The organism is Actinomyces sp. 432, assembly GCF_009930875.1.
Classification (GTDB): Bacteria; Actinomycetota; Actinomycetes; order Actinomycetales; family Actinomycetaceae; genus Actinomyces.
Genome location: NZ_CP025249.1, coordinates 2295280 through 2320611 on the forward strand (window position 1 = coordinate 2295280; position 25332 = coordinate 2320611).

21 protein-coding genes and 1 pseudogene are annotated in these 25332 nt (G+C 69.7%); 6 read left to right on the top strand and 16 right to left on the bottom strand.

Annotated features, from left to right (window positions below):
- Window positions 1-862 precede the first annotated feature (862 nt).
- Together CWT12_RS09565 and CWT12_RS09570 are read left to right on the top strand one after the other, a co-directional pair.
- Complete coding sequence (locus CWT12_RS09565; protein ID WP_161924615.1) at window positions 863-2203, top strand: hypothetical protein; 1341 nt, start codon at window positions 863-865, stop codon at window positions 2201-2203.
- Between the two features lie 37 nt (window positions 2204-2240).
- A complete protein-coding gene (locus CWT12_RS09570; protein WP_161924616.1) occupies window positions 2241-2615 on the top strand; it encodes a hypothetical protein in 375 nt (124 codons plus the stop codon).
- A gap of 28 nt (window positions 2616-2643) precedes the next feature.
- Here CWT12_RS09570 and CWT12_RS09575 read toward each other — a convergent pair whose 3' ends face one another.
- The 16 genes and pseudogenes from CWT12_RS09575 to CWT12_RS09650 all read right to left on the bottom strand — a co-directional run bounded on the left by CWT12_RS09575 (window position 2644) and on the right by CWT12_RS09650 (window position 21592).
- Entirely contained in the window at window positions 2644-3750 is a 1107-nt protein-coding gene (locus CWT12_RS09575; protein WP_161924617.1) for a polyprenyl synthetase family protein, read from the bottom strand.
- Window positions 3747-5309, bottom strand: a complete 1563-nt coding sequence (nuoN, locus tag CWT12_RS09580) for an NADH-quinone oxidoreductase subunit NuoN (RefSeq protein WP_161924618.1) — start codon at window positions 5307-5309, stop codon at window positions 3747-3749. Before nuoN ends, CWT12_RS09575 begins: the two co-directional genes overlap by 4 nt.
- Window positions 5306-6892 carry an NADH-quinone oxidoreductase subunit M gene (locus CWT12_RS09585; protein WP_161924619.1) on the bottom strand — a complete coding sequence of 529 codons (1587 nt, stop codon included), beginning with the start codon at window positions 6890-6892 and terminating at the stop codon, window positions 5306-5308. The genes nuoN and CWT12_RS09585 overlap by 4 nt, the downstream gene beginning before the upstream one ends.
- A gap of 14 nt (window positions 6893-6906) precedes the next feature.
- Window positions 6907-8928, bottom strand: coding sequence for an NADH-quinone oxidoreductase subunit L (gene nuoL, locus CWT12_RS09590; RefSeq protein ID WP_161924620.1), 2022 nt, complete (start codon window positions 8926-8928; stop codon window positions 6907-6909).
- A gap of 13 nt (window positions 8929-8941) precedes the next feature.
- Window positions 8942-9247, bottom strand: coding sequence for an NADH-quinone oxidoreductase subunit NuoK (gene nuoK / locus CWT12_RS09595; protein ID WP_161924621.1), 306 nt, complete (start codon window positions 9245-9247; stop codon window positions 8942-8944).
- Window positions 9244-10215, bottom strand: a complete 972-nt coding sequence (locus tag CWT12_RS09600) for an NADH-quinone oxidoreductase subunit J (RefSeq protein ID WP_161924622.1) — start codon at window positions 10213-10215, stop codon at window positions 9244-9246. Before CWT12_RS09600 ends, nuoK begins: the two co-directional genes overlap by 4 nt.
- The gene (gene nuoI / locus CWT12_RS09605) at window positions 10212-10922 is read right to left on the bottom strand and encodes an NADH-quinone oxidoreductase subunit NuoI (RefSeq protein ID WP_161924623.1); all 711 of its coding nucleotides are present in this window, start codon (window positions 10920-10922) and stop codon (window positions 10212-10214) included. The genes CWT12_RS09600 and nuoI overlap by 4 nt, the downstream gene beginning before the upstream one ends.
- Window positions 10915-12357, bottom strand: a complete 1443-nt coding sequence (gene nuoH / locus CWT12_RS09610) for an NADH-quinone oxidoreductase subunit NuoH (RefSeq protein WP_161924624.1) — start codon at window positions 12355-12357, stop codon at window positions 10915-10917. Before nuoH ends, nuoI begins: the two co-directional genes overlap by 8 nt.
- Window positions 12354-15068 (bottom strand): NADH-quinone oxidoreductase subunit G, encoded by a 2715-nt coding sequence (locus tag CWT12_RS09615; RefSeq protein WP_161924625.1) that lies wholly within the window; start codon window positions 15066-15068, stop codon window positions 12354-12356. The genes nuoH and CWT12_RS09615 overlap by 4 nt, the downstream gene beginning before the upstream one ends.
- A gap of 4 nt (window positions 15069-15072) precedes the next feature.
- Window positions 15073-16359, bottom strand: coding sequence for an NADH-quinone oxidoreductase subunit NuoF (nuoF, locus tag CWT12_RS09620; protein WP_161925425.1), 1287 nt, complete (start codon window positions 16357-16359; stop codon window positions 15073-15075).
- Between the two features lie 71 nt (window positions 16360-16430).
- Window positions 16431-17156, bottom strand: coding sequence for an NADH-quinone oxidoreductase subunit NuoE (gene nuoE / locus CWT12_RS09625; RefSeq protein WP_161924626.1), 726 nt, complete (start codon window positions 17154-17156; stop codon window positions 16431-16433).
- Window positions 17156-18534: pseudogene (locus CWT12_RS09630) on the bottom strand (NADH-quinone oxidoreductase subunit D). The gene nuoE and the pseudogene CWT12_RS09630 overlap by 1 nt, the downstream one beginning before the upstream one ends.
- On the bottom strand, window positions 18534-19307 hold the full coding sequence (locus CWT12_RS09635) for an NADH-quinone oxidoreductase subunit C (protein WP_161924627.1): 774 nt from the start codon (window positions 19305-19307) through the stop codon (window positions 18534-18536). Before CWT12_RS09635 ends, CWT12_RS09630 begins: the two are co-directional and overlap by 1 nt.
- Window positions 19304-19924, bottom strand: a complete 621-nt coding sequence (locus tag CWT12_RS09640) for an NADH-quinone oxidoreductase subunit B (RefSeq protein WP_161924628.1) — start codon at window positions 19922-19924, stop codon at window positions 19304-19306. Before CWT12_RS09640 ends, CWT12_RS09635 begins: the two co-directional genes overlap by 4 nt.
- Before the next feature lie 13 nt (window positions 19925-19937).
- Window positions 19938-20297 (bottom strand): NADH-quinone oxidoreductase subunit A, encoded by a 360-nt coding sequence (ndhC, locus tag CWT12_RS09645; protein ID WP_161924629.1) that lies wholly within the window; start codon window positions 20295-20297, stop codon window positions 19938-19940.
- Window positions 20294-21592, bottom strand: a complete 1299-nt coding sequence (locus tag CWT12_RS09650; RefSeq protein ID WP_161924630.1) for a geranylgeranyl reductase family protein — start codon at window positions 21590-21592, stop codon at window positions 20294-20296. The genes ndhC and CWT12_RS09650 overlap by 4 nt, the downstream gene beginning before the upstream one ends.
- Window positions 21593-21948: 356 nt before the next feature.
- On the opposite strand from CWT12_RS09650, the gene CWT12_RS09655 reads away from it, so the two are divergent.
- The 4 genes from CWT12_RS09655 (at window position 21949) to CWT12_RS09670 (ending at window position 25315) form a co-directional block, all read left to right on the top strand.
- Window positions 21949-22695, top strand: a complete 747-nt coding sequence (locus CWT12_RS09655) for a demethylmenaquinone methyltransferase (protein WP_161924631.1) — start codon at window positions 21949-21951, stop codon at window positions 22693-22695.
- 1 nt (window position 22696) lies between these two features.
- On the top strand, window positions 22697-24088 hold the full coding sequence (locus CWT12_RS09660; RefSeq protein WP_237564131.1) for an isochorismate synthase: 1392 nt from the start codon (window positions 22697-22699) through the stop codon (window positions 24086-24088).
- A 312-nt stretch (window positions 24089-24400) separates the two neighbouring features.
- The gene (locus CWT12_RS14720) at window positions 24401-24679 is read left to right on the top strand and encodes a MerR family transcriptional regulator (RefSeq protein WP_442862561.1); all 279 of its coding nucleotides are present in this window, start codon (window positions 24401-24403) and stop codon (window positions 24677-24679) included.
- Window positions 24680-24733: 54 nt separating this feature from the next.
- Entirely contained in the window at window positions 24734-25315 is a 582-nt protein-coding gene (locus tag CWT12_RS09670; RefSeq protein ID WP_202616188.1) for a zinc ribbon domain-containing protein, read from the top strand.
- Window positions 25316-25332: the final 17 nt, after the last annotated feature.

Below are 25332 nucleotides of genomic sequence, written 5' to 3' on the forward strand. Positions count from 1 at the left end.
CCCATTCCCGCTGACCTCCTCGTTCTTGTCGCCCGTCCGGAAGCATGCAGACGCAGCACTGCGCGGCTCAAACCACGACGATTCGTGCACATGGCGACGGATCTGCGATTCGCCGGGTGACGTGACTCCTCCGGTTCGCGGGTGTGGAGGTGGATTCCGGGGTGATCTCGGGCGCTTAGGCCGAGGGGTCGGCTGGATGCGACTCTCTGCTGGCACCGAGTCCCGTGCGTGGCGGCCCGAAGTGTCCAGATCTATGACAAACGAGGTAGGAGGCGGCAGCGGCCGCGAACAGAACGTTGGAATCATGCGGGTGTCAGATCGGCACCAGCGGCCGTAGGCGGTGTTTGTCATCAATTTTGACAACCATAGGAGCATCATTCCGCCCCCGCGGCGGGCACCCGGCACACACCCACCAGGCCGACAGCACCCACCAGCCACACCTCAAACCTGACAAGTCCGTTTGAGGGCGTACGCATCGCTGGTCATGCAGTACCGGATACCGGCCACTGACAATGCCGTGCCCAGCACCTCCCACGCCTGGAGTCGGCTGCACGCACCCCCGTACCCAAGTCGGCTGCAAGCACCCCCGGAGTCGTTTGCCGGTATCCCCCGCCCGGAAGCGGGATCATCTACAACGCCACTTCGAGGTTAACAACGCCCGTTAACGGTCTGCTGAAGGGCTGCAAGGTATACAGCAGGCCGTTAAGTAGCGTTGTTAACGCCCAACCCGCGTAGCAGACACCCCCAGCCCGCCACACTCGCCAACACGAACAACAGACTGCCGTCTCACCCGAGTCTCCCCACGACGACAAGGCGCCGATATAGTATCGAGACATTTCGTCGCTCCGCGCCTAGGACAACCATGAGACGCCGCCACTTCCTGCTCAGTTCACTGACAGCCACCGCCCTCCCGATCCTCACCGCATGCGGTTCGCGGACGTCGTCGGACCGCGCCACCGCATCCACGGCCGCTTCACCGACCCCGACGCCCCCGGCTCGCGTCCCCGTGGGCTTCGCCGACGCCGGGAATCTGCCGGGATCAGACTTCCATCCCGAGTCGTTCAGCCGGCTCCGTGGCAGCTACCTAGTGGGTAGCAGCGGCAACACCTGGTGGTACGGGGATCCATCCGCCATGAACTACTGGTATTTCACAGCCGACGGCGCCGACGCCGGCTCCATGGAACTGGTAGCCATGGGCTCCGCCGAAGAGCTTCAGAACCTCGCGCCGCAGGTCGGACCGGCTCAAATTCTCACCGATGAAATCATGGTCGTCGACGCCGCTGCCCACTTCGGCTATGTAGTCGTCACGGCGGTCCGCACCGGGGTGACTCAGGAATCCGCCTGGCAAGCCCATCTGCTCAAGGTGGATCTGGAGGCTGCGGCCGTCGTGGAAGTGCTGCCGCTGGATGTCGACGCCGCGGTCGATACGACAATCGGCAACTGGACGATGGCGCTGGACACCGACGGCACCAACCTGGGCATCGGTACCGGGATAATCCGTGGCGACACCCGCATCTGGGCCATCAACACCGAGTCGATGGAGATTGTCCTCAAGGATCCACATCAAGTTGGTTATGACGCCCTCCACCAGGTCAGCGGCGACGCGCTACTGACAGGCACGGCGAGCTCCTCCTACTCCGAGGGCGCATACCCGCCCTATATCGTCTACTCATTCGAGTCCGGCAACCTAGTCACCCAGGAGAACAACCTGGACACCTACTTGTTGGGCTCCTGGCTGTACTGGTTGGAGACCGCCTACGACGCCTGGCGCATCATGGACGTGACCACCGGCGAGGAGGTGACCCTGGCTGATCAGCCTCCCGTAGGCGCGCTGGACGCGCGCCCGACGGTGTGGGAGACGGGCGGCTACTCGGTCGTACGCACCGATTCGGCGCTGGACGTGCGCCCCCTCGGTTCGCCAGCAGCGACACTGTCCCTGTCCGCGGACGCCGGGGACACCATCCCCGCAGCGCTCGCCGTCCACCGCGATGTGGTTTATGCGGCCTATCCCTCCGCCGCGCATGAGCTGCACCTGATCGATCTCGCCACCGGCGAGGAACTGGCCACTGCCAGGCTTGGAACCGAGGAGGACGGAATCGATCGTGAGCCGCAGACGCTAGCCGTCTCCGAGGTCGGTGCCGGCTACTTCTACAGCCGGGGCGGGACCTGCACCTTCCACGCCGCCACCGACTGGCTGACCTGACCGGCAGTCCCGGCGCACAGCGTCCACCAGCCCGGGTGTGCCATTGGTGCGGACTCGCTGGCAGGGCGTCGGGCACCGCATCCCCATTCTTCTATCGCGCACCGCCAGCGCCGACACCGCCATCGCCGGAGTCCTGCCCCGAAGACTTCTCCTCGGAAATGCTGTGGCCGGCGCCGGCGGCTCCTCCGCAATAAACGCCGTGGATGACCACTACCTGGCCGGCACCGCCCACGTGCATGACGCGCTGTTGGGCAGGGATGGGCTGCGCCGCGTCGTCGACCTCAATGGCCCGACCACTTGGGCGGTGCCCAGTGGCGCGACTAAGCCCCCTGGATGGGATGCGGGGCAGCCAGTTCCTCGTGCGGCCCTCGTCTCCGGCAATGCCCTTACCGATACTGGCATTGGCACCTGACTGCTACCGACGTCGGCAAGGGAGCGGGTCAGGCTGCGCGGTCCACCAGCAGGTGCGCGAACTGCACCATGCCATCACGTACCAGGGCCACCCTTTGCCGTGCGTCGGCAAGGGCCGCGTCACGTTCCTCTCCCGTAATGCCTCCGGCGTCCAGACGCTCTACGGTGCCGGCCAGAACCGCGTCCTCCAGGCCGTCTAGCACTGCGACGGCCTGGTCCGCCCAATCCATCGCCATCTTCCGGGTGCGGGCGAGAACCGGGTGGACGCGCAGCTGGGCCACGACGTCCGCCAGCACCGCATCGTCGGACAGGTCGGCGCCGGAGAGAGTGGCCAGGATCGACTGCCCGGCGGCGTCGAGCTCGCCCGCCGCCAGGGCCTGCCGCAGCAGCAGCACCGGCATGGTGTCCACGCCCTCCCGCAGGTCCGTGCCCGGAGTCTTACCGGTGGTGGCAGTATCGCTGGTCAGGTCGATGCAGTCGTCAGCGAGTTGGAAGGCCACCCCGATCTTCTCCCCGAACGCCTCCACGATCGCCTCGGTAGCCTCCCCCGCACGGGAGAGCATGGCGCCATAGCGCGCCGACACGGCAATGAGAGAGCCGGTCTTGTCCGCCAGTACTTGCAGGTAGTGCGCCACCGGGTCCGTGCCTGCCGGGCGCGGCAGCGTCTCATGCAGCTGGCCCATGCACAGCCGCTCAAAGGTCTTGGAGTGCGCCAGCACCGCCTGCGGGCCGAGTGCGGCCACGAGCTGGGATGCCCGGGCCACCAGCACGTCCCCGGTGAGAATCGCCGCCGAGTTGCCCCACACCGTCTGGGCACTGGGGGCACCGCGGCGCAGGGGCGCCTCATCCATTACGTCATCGTGGTAGAGAGTGGCGATATGGGTGAGCTCGACGGCGACGCCCGCGTCCAGCACGGGCTCGACGACCGCCAAGCCCGGGTCACCTAGGTGAGCCGTCAGCAGCGTGAGCACGGGGCGCAGCCGCTTCCCGCCGGCCGCGGCCAGGTGAGAGGTCGGTGCGTTAATGGTTTCGTCGGCGTTGCTGACGACCTCTAGCAGGCGCGCCTCAATGGCTTCGAGTCCCGGTACGATCCGCTCTTCGAGCTGCGGGAGGCTGAGGGGCAGCGTTCCAATCACGGTAGGAGCATAGCGGCGTTAGCCAGCGCCCCCGCTACGGCCTGGGGCAGGACGCCAATGAGCACGGTACCGACGGCCGCCAAGCCGATCGCCAGCGCAGTCGGCCCCATGGAGTCGACGACGGCCACCCGCTCCCCCTCCGGCTCGCGGAAGAACATGAGCACGATCAGTCGCATGTAGAAGAAGGCAGTGGCCACAGAGCTGATCACCGCGGCGACGACGAGCCAGGTAGCCCCGCCTACGACACCCGCGATAAACACCTCGAACTTCGCCACGAATCCGGCAGTCAGCGGGATACCGGCAAATGACAGCAGGAATACGGTCATGGCGCCGGCCAGCCAGGGACTGCGCCGCCCCAGACCGGCGAAGGCCTTCAGGTCCGTGGCCTCGGCGCCGGGGGCGCCGTCGTGGCTCTCCCGCACCAGCGTGACCACCCCAAAGGCGCCGACGGTGGCGATGCCGTAGGTCAGGGCGTACAGCATCAGCGCACTCACGCCGATAGAGTTCCAGGCAATGATGCCGATGAGCATGTAGCCGGCGTGGGCTATCGCCGAGTAGGCCAGCATGCGCTTCACATCGGTCTGCACCACGCCGACCACGGTGCCCACGGCCATGGTCAAGATGGCAACAGCCCACAGGAACGGGGCCAGGTCCCAGCCCAGTACGCCGCCTACCACGTAGTAGAAGCGCACCAGGGCGAGGAAGGCAGTGGCCTTCACCCCGGCCGCCATGAAGCCCGTGACCGGGGTGGGAGCACCCTGGTAGACGTCCGGGCTCCAGGCGTGGAACGGCGCAGCTGCTGTCTTGAACAGCAGGCCGATGGTCACCAGCACGACCCCGGCCAGGGCCAGCCAGTCCATACCGAGCGCTCCCCCGCCGGCGATGGCGTAGGCGATCGCCCTGTAGGACAGCGAGTCGGACACCCCGTACAGGAAGGCGGCGCCCATCAGCAGGAAGGCCGAGGCGAATACTCCCAGCACGAAGTACTTCAGGGCGGCCTCCTGGCTGAGCAGGCGGCGGTGGCGCGCCATGGCCGCCATGATGTACAGGGGCAGCGAGACCAGCTCCAGGGTGACCAGCAGCGTGATCATGTCGTCCGCCAGCGGGAACAGCATCATGCCGCCCAGCGAGAACAGGGTCAGCGGGAACATCTCGGTGGACACCCAGCGGGCGTGCAGGGACTCGGCCTCCTCGGCGCTGCCGGGGCGGTCGGCGGCCTGGGCGGCGAAGGCGCCGTCGTCGGCGGTGGTGCGGTCGGCCATCACCAGGATGGCAAGCAAGCCGATCACCAGCACAATGCCCTGGGCGGCTACCCCGAAGGGGTCCTCCGCGATGCCGGTGGCCAGCTGGCGGCCGATGCCGGGGGACACGATGGACCAGCGGCCCGCCAGTGCCACGCCGGCGCCGAGAACGGCCAGCAGGCTCAGCATGGCCTGTACGACCGGGCGAGCGGCGCGGGGGACGAACGCCTCCACAAGTACGCCGATGACGCCCGCAAGCAGGATGATCAGTACCGGGGTGAGGCCGGCCCATTCGATGACCGGGGCGGTGAGGCTCACTTCGTGTTCCCTTCTGCGATCACGACGGCGACGGCGGGGTCTGCCGGGGCGGGGGCGGTAGCCGAGACGGCCTGGGCCGCCGTGGTTCCGGTGGCATCCAGCGCAGCGGCAACCTGCGCCGCGACGTCCTCGAAGGCGTCGGTCAGCACGGCGGGCGCAAGCCCGAGTGCGAGCATGGCGGCGATGACCGGTACCAGCACGAGCTTCTCGCGGCCGTCCAGGTCGGCGCTGCCCACGCGCTCACGGGCGGGAGCGCCGGTGAACACCCGCTGGTAGGGCAGCAGCACGTACACGGCGGCGATGATGACGCCGAGCACGGCGATCATCCCGAGCGGCACCGACTCGGAGAAGGTGCCGGTGAGCACCATCCACTCCGGAACGAATCCGCTCAGCCCCGGCAGGGCGATGGAGGCCAGGCCGGAGATGAGGAAGGTGCCGGCGATCAGCGGCATGACCCGCTGGATGCCGCCGAGCTCGCTAATGGCAACGGTGCCGGTGCGGCGGGCGAGGAAGCCGGTAACCAGGTACAGGCCGGCGATCGACAGCCCGTGGGCGACCATGTAGACCATAGCGCCGGTCGCGGCGATCTGGTTGCCGATGAACAGTCCTAGCACCATGAAGCCGAAGTGGCTGATGGAGGTGTAGGAGATCAGCCGGTACAGGTTGTCCTGGGCGATGGCGGCCAGGCCCCCGTAGATGATCCCGATCACGGCCAGTACCAGCACTACCGGCGCGGCCCAGGCGGACTCGCGCGGGAACAGGGGCAGCACCAGCGCGGCCATGCCGTAGGTGCCGATCTTGTCCAGCACGCCGATCAGCAGCACGGAGGTGCCCGGTGTGGCCTGCTCCGCGGTGTCCGGCAACCACGTGTGCAGCGGCACCATGGGTGCCTTAATGGCGAAGGCGACGAAGAAGGAGATGAAGATCCACCTCCCGGCGGCGGTGGATCCGCCTATCCGGCCGGTCAGGTTCTCAATCAGGTAGGCGCCCTCACCGCCGGGGCCGTAGACGAACAGTGCGACTACCCCCACGAGCATGACCAGCCCGCCGGCCAGGGAGTACAGCAGGAACTTCAGGGCGGCGCGACGCCGGCGCTCACCGCCGAAGCGCCCGATGAGGAAGTACACCGGCACGAGCATGGCCTCGAAGCAGATGTAGAACAGGAAGACGTCGCGGGCCGCGAAGATGACCACGACGAAGGCCTCCAGCACCAGCACCAGGCCGCTGAACAGGGACTGCTGGTCCGCGGGCACCTCTCCCCAGCTGGCCAGGAGCACAAGCGGCACCAGGAAGGCGGTCAGCAGCAGCATGGCCAGGCCGAGCCCGTTCACGCCCAGCGCCCAGGACACGCCCAGCAGCGGGATCCAGGAGTGGGTCTCGGCCAGCTGCGTGGCGCCGGCCTGGGCCATGTCAAAGCGGGTCAGCGCCCAGATGCCTACACCGAACGTGGCCAGGGAGAAGAGCAGGCCGATGACCCGCCCCTGGCGCCGCAGCGGGGGCATCAGCCACAGCAGCAGTGCCCCGGCGAGCGGGACGACCGCCATGACAGTCAGGATGGGAAAGGTTTCATTCATGGGCTGCATGTGGTCGTGTCCTCTCAGAACCTGCTGGCCAGGACGGCGATAAGTGCTAGGACCGTCCCTCCGAGCATGTAGCCGGCGTAGGAGCGGACGTATCCGGACTCGGTGCGGGCGGTGAGCCGGCCGAGCGCCCCGGTTCCCTTGGCGAGCCCCTCTACGGCGCCGTCGACGACGTAGTGGTCCGCGACCCCCGCGGCGAGGACGAGCCCCTGACCGGGCCGCATGGCTACTGCCTCGTTGATCGTGTCCTGGTACATGTCGTGGCGGGCGGCCTCCACCAGGAGGTTCGCGCGCTGCACCACCGTGGGCACGTCCCGCCGCACGTACAGGGCCCAGGCGACGACGACGCCGATAATCACCAGGGCGAGCGTGGCCCCCATGATCGCGGTGGCCGGGAGGACGGGCTCGCCGTGCGCGGCATGCCCGGTGACCGGCTCCAGCCAGGTGACGAAGGCGTCACCCATGGTCAGCGCCCCACCCAGGCCGAGGGAGAAGACGGACAGGATGATCAGCGGAAGCGTCATCATCCAGCCGGACTCGTGGGGGTGGACCTCACCCTCAATGTCCTTGGCGGTGGTCCACCGGGGGGTGCCGTGGAAGATCATGAAGAACAGCCGCGACATGTAGAAGGCGGTGAGCCCGGCGCCCAGCAGGGCGATGGTGCCCAGGATCCAGGGGCGGGCGCCTTCGCCGACGAAGGCGGCCTCAATGATCTTGTCCTTGGACCAGAACCCGGAGAAGGGCGGGATCCCGAGGATGGCCAGCCAGCCGATTCCCATGGTGACCCAGGTGATCCTCATGGCGCGGTGCAGGCCGCCGAAGCGGCGCATGTTCACCTGGTCGCCCATCGCGTGCATGACGCTGCCGGCGCCCAGGAACAGCTGGGCCTTGAAGAAGCCGTGGGTGAGCAGGTGGAAGATGGCGAAGGCGTAGCCGATCGGCCCCAGGCCGGCGCCGAGCATCATGTAGCCGATCTGGCTCATGGTGGAGGCGGCCAGCACCTTCTTCATATCGTCCTTGGCGCAGCCGATGACGGCGCCCAGCACCAGGGTGATGGCCCCGACGACGGCGACGGCCAGCTGGGCGTCGGGGGCGCCCTCGAATACGGCGCCCGAGCGCACGATCAGGTACACGCCGGCGGTGACCATGGTGGCGGCGTGAATCAGCGCGGACACCGGGGTGGGGCCCGCCATGGCGTCACCCAGCCAGGCCTGCAGGGGGAACTGGGCGGATTTTCCGCACGCCGCCAGCAGCAGGCTGAAGCCGATTGCGGTGAGCCATCCGGTGGAGATGGCCCCCTCCTGGGCGGCCGGCAGCACCGCGTCGTAGGCGACCGAGCCGACCTGCGCGATGCAGGCCATCATGGCCAGCAGCAGGCCGACGTCGCCGATGCGGTTCATGATGAAGGCCTTCTTGGCGGCGGCCGCGTTCTCCCGGCTGGTGAACTGCTCCGCCTGGGGGGCGTCGGCGTCGGCGGTGTTCCAGAAGCCGATGAGCAGGTAGGAGGCCAGGCCCACGCCCTCCCAGCCGATGAACAGGGCGATGTAGGAGTCGCCGAGTACCAGGGTGAGCATGGCGGCGATGAAGAAGTTCAGGTAGGCGAAGAACCGGCGCCGGTCCCGGTCATGGGCCATGTAGGCAACCGAGTACAGGTGGATGAGGAAGCCGACGCAGGTCACCAGCACCACGAAGGTCAGCGACAGCGGGTCCAGGCGCAGGCCCAGGCTCACGTCCAGGTCTCCGGCGCCGAACCAGCGCCACAGGGGCACGCCCACAGCTCGGTCGGCGGCGTCCAGGCCCAGCACCTGGGCGAGGATGACCAGGCCGAGGCAGGCGCTGAATGCGGCGGCAGCCACGCCCAGCCAGTGGCCCCAGGCGTCGGCGGCCCGGCCGAGCAGCAGCAGGATGGCGGCGCAGGCCGCGGGCACGGCTATCAGCAGCCAGGCCAGCGCGGCCGCACCGGTGGCGGGCGCGGCGGCACCGACCACGGACTGGCTCGCGAGCAGCCCGGTGGAGAGCACGAGAGGGGATGCGGTCATGATCTCGGCTCCTTCAGTGCTTGAGCAGGTTCAGGTCGTCAACCGACGTGGACCTGCGGGTGCGGAAGATGGACACGACGATGCTCAGTCCGACGACGGTTTCCGCCGCGGCCACGACGATGGCGAAGAACGCGAACACCTGCCCGCTCAGGTCCCCGTACATGCGGGAGAAGGTCACCAGCACGAGGTTGACGGCGTTGAGCATCAGCTCCACGCCCATCAGCTCGATGATCGCGTTGCGCCGCAGCAGCACGGTCAGGGCACCCAGGGTGAACAGCACCCCGGCGAGCACAACATAGGCGGTAATGGGGACGCTCACTTGTGCTCCTCCTCGGTTTCTGCCGGCGCTTCACCGGCGGCCGCAGAGCCGGGCGACGCGGCGGCTGCCGCCGGGGCGACGGGCTGGGTGACAACGGGCGCGGGGGCGCCCGGCATTGCCGGCATGCCTGAGCGACCGACGGTGGCGTCCTCCCGCTGAGTGATGCGACCGGCGCGCTGAGCCGCGCCCATCTCCGGGGACACCTCGGACAGCTCCAGCGCCTGGTCCCGTACCCGCAGCACCCGCGGCACGGACTCCTCCAGCGCCTCGCCGGAGGCCGCCAGGGCGGGTGCGGCGGCGCTGTTGGTGGCCGCGTAGACGCCGGGCATGGGCTTCTGCCCCGGGTGGGTGCCGGAGCTGGCATACGCCCGCATCCGGGCATCCACCCGGTCGCGCTGGGACAGGCGGGGGCGGACCCGCTGCCGGTGGGTGAGGGTCAGTGCTCCAACCGCGGCAGTGATCAGCAGGATCCCGGTCAGCTCCATGGTGACCACGTGGTCGCCGAACAGGACCACTGCGAGCGACTGGGGGCTGGCTTCGTCACCCTCGGCCAGGCCGACCGCGGTGGGGAAGGCGGTTCGCCACACAACCGCGGCGATCACAGCCACCAAGCCGACTCCGAACAGCGTCAGCAGCCACTTGGTGGCTGCGTTGTGGGTGGCGACCGGCTCGTCTCCGCCCACGCCCACAAGCATGATCACGAACAGCACCAGCGTCATCACGGCGCCGGTGTAGACGACCACCTGGATGACCCCCAGGAAGGGGGCCTCATTGGCGACGTAGAGTGCCGCCAGGCAGATCATGATCAGGATCATGCTCACGGCGGCGTTCACGGCGCGCTTCGCGGTCAGCAGGATCAGGCCACAGGCAACCATGATGACGGCCACGACGGCGAACAGGACCGTCTCACCGCCGGACAGGGTGCCGTCCGCGGTGAGGGTCGCGGGCAGGGGGTTCATGAGCGTCATGAGTGCACCGCCTCCTTCGGGGCCTTCGCGGGTGCGGGAACCGTGCGTACGGAGGTGAGCGTGGGGTCATCGGGGCGGTTCTCACACACCCAGTCGACCTGGTCCTGCGTGGGGCCGGTGACGGCACCCCGGTAGTAGTCGCCATCCTCGGTGCCCTCCACCATTGGGTGGGGAGCGGCCAGGGCGCCTTCGGGAACTGGCGCCAACAGGTCCTGCTTCTCGTAGATGAGGCCGGAGCGGGTGGGGCCGACCAGCTCGTCGATCTCGTGGGTCATGGTCAGCGCGCGCGTGGGGCAGGCCTCAATGCACAGGCCGCAGAAGATGCAACGCAGGTAGTTGATCTGGTAAACGCGGCCGTAGCGCTCGCCAGGTGAGTACTGCGCCCCCGGCGCATTGGGCGCGGCCTCGACGTAAATGGCGTCTGCGGGGCAGGCCCAGGCGCACAGCTCACAGCCGATGCACTTCTCCAGGCCGTCGTCGTAGCGGTTGAGCTGGTGACGCCCGTGGTAGCGCGGCATCAGCACCGGCTTCTCGAAGGGGTACAGCTCCGTGACGGTGGGGCGGAAGATGGAGGACAGCGTGACCCCGTAGCCGGCCACGGGGGCGAAAACGCGTCCCAGTGCGCTGGGCTCGTCGCGCAGCCACTGGTCGTGGCCGACGCCCTCCCGGTCCCCGGGGCGGGACTCCTGAGGTGTTGGGTCAGTCATCGGTTCCCTCCTGAGCGGTGACGTCGGAGTCGGTGGCGGCCGCAGTCAGGGAGACGTCGCTGGCGGCGTCAAGCACCGGTGCGGCAGAGCGGCGGGCGCGGCGAGCACGCGGTGACGGCGGCAGCTTCTGGCCCGGCAGCGGCGGTACCGGGAAGCCCCCGGCAAAGGCGTCCAGTTCCTCACCCGGAACGGTGACGGCATCCGTATCCGCCGGCTCCCAGCCGGTAGCGGGGAGGTCCTCGTCCTCCTCGCCCGCGGGCAGCACCAGCAGGATCACCATGGCCACCAGGAAGATGGCGGCCAGCACCAGCAGCAGCCCCTGGGTGGAGCCGCCGGAGAAGGACCGGTAGCCCTGCACGATGGCGACCAGCACAAACCACACCAGGGCGACGGGGATGAGGAACTTCCAGCCGAACTTCATGAAGTGGTCGTAGCGGATGCGCACCAGCGTCCCGCGAGTCCAGATCATGAAGAACATCACGCACCAGACCTTGAGGATGAACCACAGCATCGGCCACCAGCCGGAGTTGGCGCCGTCCCAGAAGCTGGCCAGGATGAAGGAGCGCCAGCCGCCGAGGAACAGGGTGGTGCACACGGCGGAGACGTTGAACATGTTGATGTACTCGCCCAGGTAGTACCAGGCGAACTTCATCGAGGAGTACTCCACCATGTGGCCGGCAACCAGCTCGCCCTCCGCCTCGGGCAGGTCGAAGGGCAGGCGGTTGACCTCGCCGACCATGGAGACCACGTAGATCAGGAAGCTGGGGATCATGGCCACGCACCACCACAGGCGCTCCTGCGCGCCGACGATGCCGGAGGTGGACATGGTGCCGGAGGCGAGGAAGACCGTCAGGATCGACAGGCTCATGCTCAGCTCATAGGAGATGACCTGCGCGGCCGAACGGACGGAGCCGAACAGCGGGTAGGTGGAGTGCGTGGACCAGCCTCCCAGGATGATGCCGTATACGCCGAATCCGGTGATCGCCAGCACGTACAGCACGGAGACGGGGAAGTCCGTCAGCTGCAGCGGCGTGGAGTGGCCGAACATGCTTACCTGCGGGCCGAAGGGGATCACCGCGTAGATCATGAAGGCGCTGAAGGCAGCGATGACCGGGCCCAGGATGTAGATGAGGCTCTCGGCACCCTTGAGCCAGAAGTCCTCCTTCATGATCAGCTTGGCGGCGTCCGCCACCAGCTGCGGCAGGCCGAGCGGACCGTTTACGTTGGGCCCGGGCCGGGTCTGCATGCGCCCCAGGACGCGCCGCTCGGCCCAGATGGCGACGATGACACTGAGGATCAGGAAGACCATGATGAACACGGCCTTGATGAGCGTCAGCCACCAGGTCTCCTCGGTGAAGTCGGCGACCACGCCGCCGCCCTGCGCGGCGAGGGCCGCCGGGACGCGTGAGCTGCTGGCAATTCCGATCGGGTTCACTGGGCCACCTCCGGGCTGTCCGCAGTGGTGAGTGAGAGGGACACACGGGCGCCGTGGCCGACGCCGAGGCTCTGGCGCACCGTGGAGCCGGGCGAGCACTCCGGCAGCCAGACGGTCCCGTCGGGGACTGCGCCGACAGCGGCCGGAAGCGTAATCGTGCCGGCCGCGGTGGTCACGTCGACTGCTTCGCCGCCGACCAGGTGCAGCCGAGCAGCCAGGTCGGCGCCGACACGCGCCGTGGGCCGCAGGCCCGTGGCGGCCAGGAAGGGCTCACCGTCCTGCAGGCGGCCGGCGTCGAGCATGGGCTTGTGGGTGGCCAGTACGGCGTCCAGGCCACTGACCGTGGAGCGGCCGGGCGCCTGTGCCGAAGCGTCTGGGGCCTCAGGAGCCGGGGTGAAGCTGACCCGGGGGCGATCCCCGCCCCACAGGCCCAGTGCGTCCACCTGTGCGTGCACCTCCTGAAGCGTGTCGACCTCGAGGTCCACGCCCATCTCGGCGGCCAGGGCAGCCAGCACCTGCCGGTCGGTGCGGGCGCGGGACACGTGAGCCTGCCCGAAGGGCCGCACGCGTCCCTCCCAGTTGACGAAGGTGCCGTTCTTCTCCACCGGCGGGGCCACCGGCAGCACCACGTCGGCGTGCTCGCTGACCTCGCTGCGGCGCACCTCCAGCTGGACGGTGAAGCCGGAGGATGCCAGGGCGGTACGGGCCAGCCCCGGATCGGGGAAGTCGCGCAGGTCGACGCCGCCGACCACCAGCCCACCGAGCTCACCGTCGGCCAGCGCGTGCAGTATGGCAGTGGTGTCGCGTCCAGGCTGCGCGGGCAGCGGGTCGGGGGCGCTGATACCGCCAGGCGGGGCCCACAGCTGCTGCACCTCGGCACGGGCGGCGGCGTCGGAAACGGGGCGCCCGCCGGGCAGCAGGTGCGGGAGCAGACCCGCCTCAATGCCGCCGCGCTCACCGGCGCGACGCGGCACCCACGCCAGGCGGGCGCCGGTCGCATTGGCAAGCGTGTCCACCACGGACAGCAATCCGGGAACCGCCGCGGCCCGCTCCCCCACCAGGATGGTGGCACCCTCCCCGCCCAGGGCCCGGGTCAGCTCGGGGTGGGTCTGGGACAGCAGGGCGACGGCGCGCGCCTCAGTTCCGGGGACGGCCAGGACCACTTCGGCGTCGAGCTTGCGCGAGCCGGCCGAGCGGAGGCTGGCCACGGTGGCGACCTTGACGCCGCCGGCGCGCACGCCCTTGCGCAGGCGCAGGAACAGGGACCCGCACTCGTCCTCCGGCTCCAGGGCGATCAGCAGCACCTGGCCGGCGCTCTCCAGCGACCGGTAGGTGACCGTGCCCAGGCCGGTGCCCGCCACCCGGGCGGCCAGGAAGGAGTCCTCCTCGGAAGAGTGGGCGCGCACACGCTGGTCGATGTCATTGGTGCCCAGCACGGTGCGGGCGAACCGGGACCAGGCCCAGCCGTCCTCAAGGGTCAGGCGAGCTCCTGGCAGCAGGCCCACGCCGCCGTCCCGGCGCGCCCCGGCGAGTCCGCGGGCGGCCACGTCCAGGGCGTCGGACCAGGAGGTGGGCACCAGCTCGCCGCTGGCCTCATCGCGCACAAGCGGGACGTCCAGACGGTCATCCAGGGATGACCAGGGGAAGGCGAAGCGGTCCTTGTCGGTGATCCACTCCTCGTTGACCTCGGGGTCGTTGCCGGCCAGGCGGCGCAGCACCACGCCGCGGCGCATGTCCACGCGCAGGGCGGAGCCGGAGGCGTCGTGCTCGGTGACGGTGTCCGTGGAGACCAGGTCCATAGGGCGGGCCCGGAAGCGGTAGCGGGCGCTGGTCAGGGCGCCGACGGGGCAGATCTGGATGATGTTGCCGGAGAAGTAGGAGGCGAAGGGCCGTCCGGACACATCCAGCTCCTCGGCCCCACCGAGCGTGCCCGGGCCGTATACGGTGCCGTCGACGACGCCGGGCTGCCCACCGGGGCCGGCGAGGTCGTCCTCGGGGACCAGGTGCTCCCCGCCGCGGACGGTCTGGGTGTGCCCCGAGGCGACGGCCGCGGGATCGTGGAAGTCCAGGACGCCGGAGTCGAAGCGGCCGATCTGCTCGGAGTAGAGCCCGCCGGTGACCTCCCCGCCGGCGTGGCCGCCGCCGCGTCCCTGCAGGGTGATGAAGCGGTCACCGGCGATCTGGTCGGCGAAGCGCACGCAGCGCTGGCACAGGATGCAGCGGTCGCGGTCGAGCAGGATGTTGCTGGTCAGGCGCAGCGGCTTGGGGAAGGCGCGCTTGACGTCGGTGAAGCGGGTGGCCGCCTGCGCGCCGGAGGCCATCAGCTCCAGGGCCTGGTTCTGCAGGGGGCACTCGCCGCCCTTGTCGCACACCGGGCAGTCCAGTGGGTGGTTGATCAGGAGGAACTCCATGGTGCCGGCCTGGGCCTTGGCGGCCACCTGGCTGGTGGCCTGGGTGGAGACCTCCATCCCCTCTGATGCGGTCATGGCGCAGGCGGGCTGCGGCTTGGGCATGGGGCGCACGACGCCGTCGCGCCCCGGCATGGCGACTTCCACCAGGCACTGGCGGCAGTTGGCTGAGGGCGCCAGCAGCGGGTGGTCGCAGAAGCGGGGAATGCGCACGCCCACCTGCTCCGCGGCCCGAATCAGCAGCGTGCCCTTGTCCACCTCGACGTTCATGCCGTCGATCGTGATGTTGACCGTGTCAGTCATCTGGTCACCGTCCGCTCTGAGCCTGGCTGTTGACAATGGAGGAGGCCGCGTGGGGGAACAGCTCGGCCGCGGGTGTGGTGTAGCCGGCCTCGAACTCGCTGCGGAAGCGCTTGATGCCGGAGAGCACCGGGGTGGCGGCGGCGTCGCCGAGGGCACAGAAGGAGCGGCCGGAGATGTTGTCGGCGATGTCCTCCAGCTTCTCCACGTCGCCGGGCTCGCCCAGGCCCGCCTCCAGGCGGGTCATGATCTGCCGCATCCAGTAGGTGCCCTCGCGGCACGGGGTGCACTTGCCGCAGGACTCGTGCTGGTAGAACTCGGTCCACCGGGACACCACGCGAACCACCGAGACCGTGTCGTCGAAGACCTGCAGGGCGCGGGTGCCGAGCAGCGAGCCGGCACCGACCACGGACTCGTAGTCGAGCGGGACATCCAGCTCCTCGGGGCCGAAGATCGGGGTGGACGAGCCGCCCGGCACCCAGAACTTCAGCTCGTGGCCCGCCCGGACACCGCCGGCCAGTTCAATCAGCTCGCGCATGGTGATGCCGAAGGGCGCCTCGAACTGCCCAGGATTGGCCACGTGCCCGGTCACGGAGAACAGGCCGTGCCCCTTGGAGCGCTCGGTGCCCATGGATGAGTACCAGGCGGCGCCGCGGGCCAGCACCCCGGGCACGGAGGCGATGGTCTCGACGTTGTTGATGACGGTGGGGCGGGCGTACAGGCCCTGCACCGCGGGGAACGGGGGGCGCAGGCGCGGGTGGCCGCGGCGTCCCTCCAGGGAGTCCAGCAGCGCCGTCTCCTCACCGCAGATGTAGGCGCCTGCACCGGCGTGGGCGACGATCTTGAGCGGCTGGCTGCCGTCCAGGCCGAAGCCGTCGTCGAGCAGGCCGGCGTCGGTGGCGTCGTGGATGGCGTGCAGCAGGCGGCGGTAGGCGTGGGCGACCTCGCCGCGCACGTACACGAAGGCACGGTCGGCGCCGATGGCGCGGGAGGTGATGGCTACGCCCTCCACCAGGGCGTGCGGGTTGGCCATCAGGGTGGGCATGTCCTTGCAGGTGCCGGGCTCGGACTCATCGGCGTTGACCACCAGGTAGCGGGGCAGGCCGTCCGGGGCGGGCAGGAAGGACCACTTCAGCCCGGTGGGGAAGCCGGCGCCGCCGCGGCCGCGCAGGTTGGAGGCCTTGACCAGCTCGATCAGCTCTGCCGAGCTCATGGTCTTGGCCCGGGCCAGGCCCCGGTAGCCGCCGGCCTCCCGGTAGGCGTCCAGCGTCCAGGAGCGCTGCTTGTCCCACATGTCGGTGACGACCGGGGTGAGTGTTCCCGGCGCGGTGAAGGCCGGCTCTGCGGGGCCGGGCGTCTGCTCACTCACTTGTCCTCCTCCTGGGTGGGTGCCGTCCAGTCGTGCTCACGGGCCAGCCGCAGGCCGCGCAGGCTGGACTCGCCGGCCGCAACGCCCTCGTCGGCACGGCCGTCCTCGAATCCGGCCAGCAGCCGCTCGTTCTCCCGGAAGGTCGGCACGGTCTCCGGGCCACGGGTGGGGGTCACGTCCTCGCCGCGCTCCAGGCGTGTCACCAGGTCGACGGCGGAGGCGGGGGTCTGGTTATCGAAGAACTCCCAGTTGACCATCACCACGGGGGCGTAGTCGCAGGCCGCGTTGCACTCCACGCGCTCCAGGCTGATGCGGCCGTCCGCGCTGGTCTCGTCGCTGCCGAGCCCGGTGTGCTCACTGACGGCCTGCCAGACCTCGTCGCCTCCCATGACGGCGCACAGGGCATTGGTGCAAACACCCACGTGGTACTCCCCCGCGGGGTGGCGGCGGAACTGGCTGTAGAAAGTCGCCACGGCGGAGACCTCGGAGCGGGTCAGCTCCAGCTTCTGGGCGACCAGCGCGATGCCGGCCGGAGAGACGTAGCCGTCCACGCTCTGCAGCAGGTGCAGCATGGGGATGATGGCGCTGCGCTCGTACCCGGACGGGTAGCGGGACATGATCTCGGCGATGTCGGCGTCCAGCTGCGCGGCCACGTCCGGGGCGTAGCCGAGCGCGATCCCGGCGGCGTCGGCCGGGGCAGGGGTGTTCTCAAGGGTGCTCATTAGCGGTCCACGCCTCCCAGGACGGGGTCGATCGAGGCCAGGGAGGGCACGACGTCGGCGATCATGCCGCCCTCGCTCATCATGGCCAGCGATTGCAGGTTGGAGTAGGAGGGGTCCCGGAAGTGGACCCGGTAGGGGCGGGTGCCGCCGTCGGAGACGGCCTGGATGCCCAGGACGCCCTTGGCGTGCTCAACCGTCTGGTACACCTGCCCGGCAGGCACCCGGAAACCCTGGGTAACGAGCTTGAAGTGGTGGATCAGGGACTCCATGGAGGTGCCCATGATCTCCTTGACGTGCTCCAGGGACTGCCCCTGCCCGTCGGTGGCGACGGCCATGCGGGCGGGCCAGGCGATGGTCGGGTCGGCCACCATCGTGGTGTTGGAGGGGTCGTCCCCGCGCCCGGCGATCTCGTCGAGCCGATCCAGTGCCTGGGAGACGATCTTCAGGGACTGGTAGCACTCGTCGAAGCGGACCCGCAGCCGGTTGTAGCAGTCGGAGCGGTCGTACACGGGGACCTCGAAGTCATAGGTCTCATACCCGCAGTAGGGGCGCAGCTTGCGCATGTCCAGCGGGTAGCCCGCGGCCCTGATGCACGGCCCGGTCAGCCCCATGGCCATCGCGGCGGAAAGGCTCATCTCGCCGATCCCGACGAACCGGGACTTCAGGATCGGGTTGGCCATGAGCAGGGACTCCAGCTCGCCCAGGTCGTTCTTGATGTTCGGCATGACCGAGCGGACGAAGTCGGTGAAGCCCTCCGGCAGGTCCTGGGCCAGGCCGCCGGGGCGCACATAGGCGTGGTTCATACGCAGCCCGGAGGCCATCTCGAAGGCGCGCAGGATGTTCTCACGGCACCGGAAGGAGATGGTCATCAGCGTGGTGCCGCCCATCTCGTTGCCGGCCGAGCCGATGGCCACCACGTGGCTGGCGATGCGGTTGAGCTCCATGAGCACCACGCGGGCCACGGTCGCCTTCTCAGGGACGTCATCGGTGATGCCGAGCAGCTTCTCCACCGCCAGGGCGTAGCCGACCTCCTGGAAGAAGGGAGCCACGTAGTCCATGCGGGTTACAAAGGTCTCCCCCTGCACCCAGGTGCGGTACTCCATGTTCTTCTCAATGCCGGTGTGCAGGAAGCCCGTGCCGGCACGCAGCTCGGTGACGGTCTCCCCGTCGGTCTCCAGCACCAGGCGCAGCACCCCGTGCGTGGAGGGGTGGACCGGGCCCATGTTGACCACTACGCGGTCGCGCTGGAGGCGGTCGGCCTCGTCGCGGGCGGCGATCTGGGCGGCGATGTCATCCCAGTCCCCGCCGCTGGCGGTGAACTGGGGGCGCCGTCGGTGAGGTCATCGGTGGCGGGACCGGTGGCGTGCAGTGTGCTCATCAGCGGTATGACCTCCGGGTGTCGGCGGTAGCGGTTGAGGCGCCCTTGTACTCCACGGGGATGCCTCCGAGCGGGTAGTCCTTGCGCTGCGGGTGACCCACCCAGTCGTCGGGCATGGCCGAGCGCGTCAGGTTGGGGTGGCCGTCGAAGACGATGCCCATCAGGTCCCAGGCCTCGCGCTCGTGCCAGTCATTGCCCGGATAAACCGGTACCAGCGAGGGCACGTGCGGGTCGGATTCGGGGCAGGTGACCTCCAGGCGCAGGTCACGGGCGCCGTGGGTCAGGGAGATCAGCTCGTAGCAGGCGTGCAGCTCGCGGCCGGCGTCGCCCGGGTAGTGCACGCCGGTCACGCCCAGGCACAGCTCGAAGCGCAGGTCCTGGTCGTCGCGCAGCGGGCGGGCCACGTCCAGCAGGTGCTCGCGGGTGATGAACAGGGTCAGCTCGCCGCGGTCCACCACCACCTTCTCAATGGCCGCGGCGGGGTCCACCCCGGCCTCCGTGAGGTCCTCGATGAGGGCGTCGACGACGTCATCGAACCACTCCCCGTAGGGGCGCGTGGACGCCGGGGCGAGGGCGACCACGCTGGTGGTGCCCCCGTAGCCGGTGGTGTCGCCGGCGTCACCGGCGCCGAACTGGCCGGTGTGCGTGCCGATCACCTCCAGCCGCAGCTCCTCGCGCACCGGCTGGCCGGCAACCTCCGGTACGGCGGTGGCGGCCTCGGCGACGGCGTCGGAAGCGGCGTTGTTCTCAGCGTTCCCAGCGTTGGCGGTCATGCGAGCAGACCCTTCATCTCGGCGGTGGGGACGGCCTTGAGGGCGGCGGCCTCAACGGCGCGGGCGATCTCCTCGCGGTGGGCGAAGATCGGCTTGCGCTCGATCTGGCGGGTGAGCTCGAGCATGGCACCCAGCAGCATCTCCGGGCGCGGCGGGCAGCCGGGCAGGTAGATGTCCACCGGGACGATGTGGTCGGCGCCCTGGACCACGGCGTAGTTGTTGAACACGCCGCCGGAGGAGGCGCAGGCCCCCATGGAGATGACCCACTTGGGCTCGGGCATGGAGTCGTAGACGTTGCGCACCACCGGCGCCATCTTGTGGGAGACGCGGCCGGAGACGATCATGACGTCGGCGTGGCGCGGCGAGGCGCGGAAGACCTCCCAGCCAAAGCGGGCCATGTCGAAGCGGGGCGTACCGGTGGCCATCATCTCGATGGCGCAGCAGGCCAGGCCCATGGTCACCGGCCACAGCGAGCGCGCCTGCGCCAGGTCGGCCAGCTTCTCCACGGTGGTGAGCATGAAGCCGGGCCCCTCAACGCTCTCCAGCGCCTGCGCCTGCAGGTCATCCCGCTTGGAGGGGATGTGGAGCATCTTCTCGTTGTACTCACGCATGTTCATCGGGCTTGCTCCCTTACTCCCAGTCCAGGCCGCCGCGGCGCCACTCCAGGAGATAGGGCACCGTGATCAGGGCGATGAAGGCGAGGGCGGCGCTCAGCCCGAAGAAGCCCAGCTGCGTGAAGGCGGTGGCCCACGGGTAGAGGAAGACGACCTCGACGTCGAAGATGATGAAGGTCATGCCGACCAGGTAGAAGGACACGGGGAACCGGCCCTGGTCGACGTTGGTGGGGGTGGGGTCAATGCCGCACTCGTAGTTGGCGACCTTGACCCGGTTGTGCCGGTTCGGGCTCACGATCGCAGACAGCACCAGGCCGCCGACGGCGACGACCATGGCGACTGCCGCCATGATGAGCAGGGAGACGTACGGGTTCATGCTGCCGGCACCATCCTTGTCAGAAGTTGGATGAAGTGGTCGATTCCGTCGCCGCCGCGGCGCTCCCAGCCATCGGACAGGAGCTTGGCGACGAGCCGCATCAGGCGCTTGCGCGGCAGCCCGTAGCGGGTGCACACGCGCATCACCTCAGGGTGCTCAATCAGGGCGACGAAGATGCGCCCGAGCGTGTAGTAGCCGCCCATCTGCGCCTCCAGGGCGGCGGGGTACTGGGCCAGGGCGAGCTCGCGCCCGGAAGCCGTGGTGCGGGCCGCAGCCTGCGCGGCAGCCTCGGCGGCCAGGCGCCCCGCCATAAGCGCCTGGGCGATGCCCTCCCCGTTGAAGGGGGAGACCATGCCGCCAGCGTCACCCAGCAGCATGAGCCCGTCGGCGTAGTGGGGCTTGCGGTTGAAGGCCATGGGCAGTGCAGCGGAGGCGACGCGGCCCACCCGGTTCTCGGGGCTGAAGCCCCAGGCGGCAGGCACGTGCTCCAGCCAGCGGTTGAAAACGGCGCGGTAGTCGATGCCGCGCGCAGACGCCGCGGCCGGCGTCGAGGCGACCGAACCCAGGCCCACATTGACCAGGCCGTCACCCACGCTCCAGATCCAGCCGTAGCCGGGCAGCAGGTCAGAGCGTCGGGCGGGGCCGTCCCACAGCTCCAGGCGGGACTCCATCCAGGCGTCGTCGGCACGCGGGGAGCGGAAGTACGCGCGCACGGCCACTCCCAGCGGCCTGCGCTCGTTCTTCCGGCGGCCCGCGGCGGTGGCCAGGCGGGCGGAGACACCGCCGGCGTCCATGACCAGCGGGGCGCGCACGGTGGCCGGGGCCTCGATACCCGGCTCCGGGCTGCGCGGGGTGGGGGCGATCCTCACGCCGGTGACGCGGCCCGCGGCAGTGGTGACCGGCTCGGTTGCGGTCACGCCGGTGATCAGGCGGGCGCCGGCGGCTACGGCGCGGGTGGCCAGGTCCCGATCCAGCTCGCTGCGGCGCCGGGCCAGGCCGTAGGAGGGCAGGCTGGGCTGCTCCGGCCAGGGGATGTGCAGAAGGTGTCCGCCACCGATTACCCGCAGCCCCTGGTTGCGCTGCCAGGTGGAGGTGTCCACGCCCATGCGCACCAGCTCGCGCACGGCAGCGGGGGTGAGCCCATCGCCGCAGACCTTGTCCCGCCCGAGCTCCTGACGCTCCAGCAGCAGCACGTCCAGTCCCAGCCTGGCCAGGTGGTAGGCGGCGGAGGAGCCCGCGGGGCCGGCGCCCACAACTACGACGTCAGCACTGAGATCGCCTGCGGCTGCTGCCATTACTGCGCGCCTCCTTCGCGTGCCACTCGATCGGGATGTTGGAACTGTCCTGCGACTGCCGGGGAGGGCAGCCGGAACCCGGCAGCCCTGCAACAGACCGGGACCTGCCGAGACATTACCGGCTGACCTCGGCTAGTCATCCGCAGGCTCCGCCAGCACCCTCGCCGACCCCGGTTATTCCCCGCGATTTCCATAATAACGCGAAGACATACGGAACGCCCGCGAGAACGCCGCGACGGCACTAGACGCGCAATTAGAGATACCTACCCTTGCGAATTAGCGTCGTCGGCGCAGGGCCGCCCACCCGGGGGCGGGGCCCGCTCCGGAGCGGGCCCCGGATCTGCGAGGATCACCCCATGAGCCGAGCCTCCCTAGCCAAGGACCCCCGTGAGGTCGCGGGCATGTTCGATGCCGTCGCCCGCCGCTATGACCTGACCAATGACGTGATGAGCCTGTGGCAGGTGCGCATGTGGCGCGCCGTAACCCGCGCCGCCGTCGCCGCCGGCCCCGGCATGCGGGTGCTGGACCTGGCCGCAGGCACCGGCACCTCCGCCGCCGACTATGCCGCCGCCGGTGCGGACGTGGTTGCCTGCGACCTGTCTGCTGGCATGGTGGCGCAGGGGCGTCTGCGCCACCCGGAGATCGAGTTCGTGGTCGGTGACGCCACCGACCTGCCCTTCGCCGACGCCACCTTTGACGTGGTCACCATCTCCTACGGGCTGCGCAATGTGCAGGACACCGCCAAGGCGCTGGCGGAGATGACGCGCGTGACCCGTCCGGGCGGGCGCCTGGTGATCGCGGAGTTCTCCACGCCCGTGAATACGGCCTTCCGCCGCCTCTACCGCTTCTACCTGGGCACGGCCCTGCCCGCGGCCGGGAAGCTGCTGTCCTCCAACGCCGATGCCTATAGCTACCTGGGCGAGTCAATCCTGGACTGGCCGGACCAGGAGGCCCTGGCGGAGTTGATCCAGCGCGCCGGCTGGCGCACGGTCGGCTACAAGAACCTGTCCGGCGGGATCGTCGCCATCCACCGCGCCACCAAGCCGGAGGTACCCGCGGCCAGCAGCGCCGGCAACGCCGCACCGACGGCCCCGGAGGCCTGAGGTGACCGTGGCGGTACCCGCGGGGACCTCCGCCGACGGCCTGCGACTGCCTGCGGCGCAGGCCGCCGCCGCTCCGCCGCGCATGTCCTTCCGCACGGTCGCACTACCCGCCGGCGCCATCACCCCGGAGGGCGGCGGCACGGGGCTGCTTGAGCTGCTGGCCGGGCGCCAGGACCCGGTGTCCTGGGTGCGTCACGGGCGCGGGCTGGTCGGCTGGGGACGCGCGCTGTGCCTGGAGGCCGCCGGCACCGACCGGATCGAGGCGCTGCGCGCCGCCTGGCGGGCCACGGTCTACGCCTCATGGTGGCGCGACGCCCTGGTACGCCCGGGCACCGGGCCGGTCGCGCTGGGGACCATCGCCTTCTCCCCCGACTCCGCCGCCGCCTCGGTACTCATCGTGCCGCGCGTGATCGTGGGTCTGGATGACGCCGGGGCGTGGCTGACCACTGCCGTGGCAGAGGGCGAGGCGCACCCGGACGCGGCGGAGGTCCTGGCCCATATGCGACCACCAGCATCCGGAGGGGCAACTGCCTCCTCCCCCGGCGCCCCCGTGATCTCGCCCGGGGCGCTGTCCGAGACCGACTACCTGGCCACCGTCGCAGAGGTACAGCGGCGCATGACTGCCGGGGAGGCCCGCAAGGTGGTGCTGGCGCGGGATCTGCTCGTAACACCGGCCGCACCCCTGGCGACCGGCGACCTACTGCGCCGACTGGGCGCGAGCTACCCGTCCTGCTGGACCTTCGCCGTGGACGCCATGGTGGGGGCGACCCCGGAACTGCTGGTGCGGCTGGAGAACCGACATCTTGCCAGCCGGGTGCTGGCGGGTACCGCGCGCCGTCACCCGGGCGACGCGGCGGCTCGCGCGCGCGAGGCCGAGCGGCTGGCGGGCTGGCTGGCGGCTTCGGCCAAGAACCGGGCCGAGCACGAGCTGGCGCGGGCCTCCGCGATCTCGGCCCTGGAGCCCCTGTGCTCCATGGTGGAGGCACAGCCGCCGCGGGTACTGACGCTGCCGAACGTGCTGCACCTGGCCACCGACATCACCGGCGTGGTTGCCGGGGACACCGGGGCGTTGTCCCTGGTGGGCGCGCTGCACCCCACTGCGGCCGTATGCGGCACCCCCACCGCCGCGGCCGCCCGCATCATCGCCGAGGTGGAGGGCATGGACCGGGGGAGGTACGCCGGCCCCGTGGGCTGGGTGGACTGGCACGGCGAGGGCGAGTGGTGCATTGCGCTCCGCAGCGCCGCCCTGCCGCCGGGCGGGGCGGGCCCGCAGGCGCCGGCGCGAGTCTTCGGCGGCGGCGGGATCATGCCCGACTCGGTGCCGGCCGACGAGCTGGCCGAGACGAAGGCCAAGATGCGCCCCGTGCTGGCCGCCCTGGGCGCGAACATCTAGCCGTCCAGCGGGAAAAGTGTCACAGTCTGCACCACTTTCCTTGGTGGATCGTTCGCGCCGCACCAGGAAAACCCCGTAATCATGCGGATCACGCGCCAGGCTGCGGTTACCGGGATCGGGAAAGTGGTGCATTTCGTGCCAACGCATGGCCTCAAGGGTGCTCGAAGTACGGTTACGGGAGTCCTGGCACAAGCCGTGCGCCTTGCGGTCGGCCCTGGCGGACGGCCCACCTGGCGGAGTCGGTAAGCGCAGCAAGGCCTGGTCCGCGAGGATCAAGCGGCGGACCGGGCTATCGGCGCCACCTCCCGGCACCTGCAGCTCAGCCCGCACGCGCTCCGCTACTACGAACATGTTGGACTGGCCACCGCCACACGCGACTCGGTCGGTCACCGGCGCCGCACCCCGGCGACTATTCGTCGCTTGCTTCTCCTTACCCGTATGCAGGCCTCGGGCGGGTCGAGCATGGGGGCCAGGGCGAATCCGTCATCGGCTCGCTCGTCGGCATCAACATCGGCATCTGTCAGCGCGGCATCGATCGCACCCAAGCACGTGGACCGCTGGACCCGCACTGTCCCCGTTCCCGATTCGTGATTATGTGCGTGGTCGGTTAAGGTTAGGCGTCCTTCCCCAACCGGAGGTCCGCCCATGACCAGCAGCCCGGCGCCCGACCAGCAGTCGCACTATCAGCACTCACCGTACGCGAGCAACGGTGACCGGCCGCGCCGCTATGACGTACCAACGTGGCGGAAGGCCGCCTACTACGGCGGAGCCTTCCTCCAGGGACTCGGCCTGCTCATGTTCTTCAGCGTCTTCATCGCCGGCTTTGGCGCCTTCGCCGGGACCGGTGACGTATTCGGCTCCGGCGACCACACGGCTATCGGAAGCGGCATCGGCCGCGTCTTCCAGTTCTTCCCCGTGGCATTCCTGGGAGTCTTAGTCATCAGTGCCGGCCAGTGGCTGCGACGCGTGGGCAGGCAGGGTCTGGCCGGCGCCGGCGTGGTGCTGTCGCCCCAGGGCGAGGCCCGCGACGCCGAGCCGTGGAAGCGCTCGGAAGGCGCTCAGGACCAGATGCGGCTCGAAGAGATCCCTGCCCTGCAAGCGGCGCTTGAAGGCGCTTCCAAGCCGGCCGAGCCCCCGGCACAGGTGGTCAGGCTGCGCTGCCGGTCCTGCGGTTACCTGGAGACGGAGGACGCCACCTTCTGCTCCCAGTGCGGCCAGCGGATCTGATCCGCACCTAGCCTGGA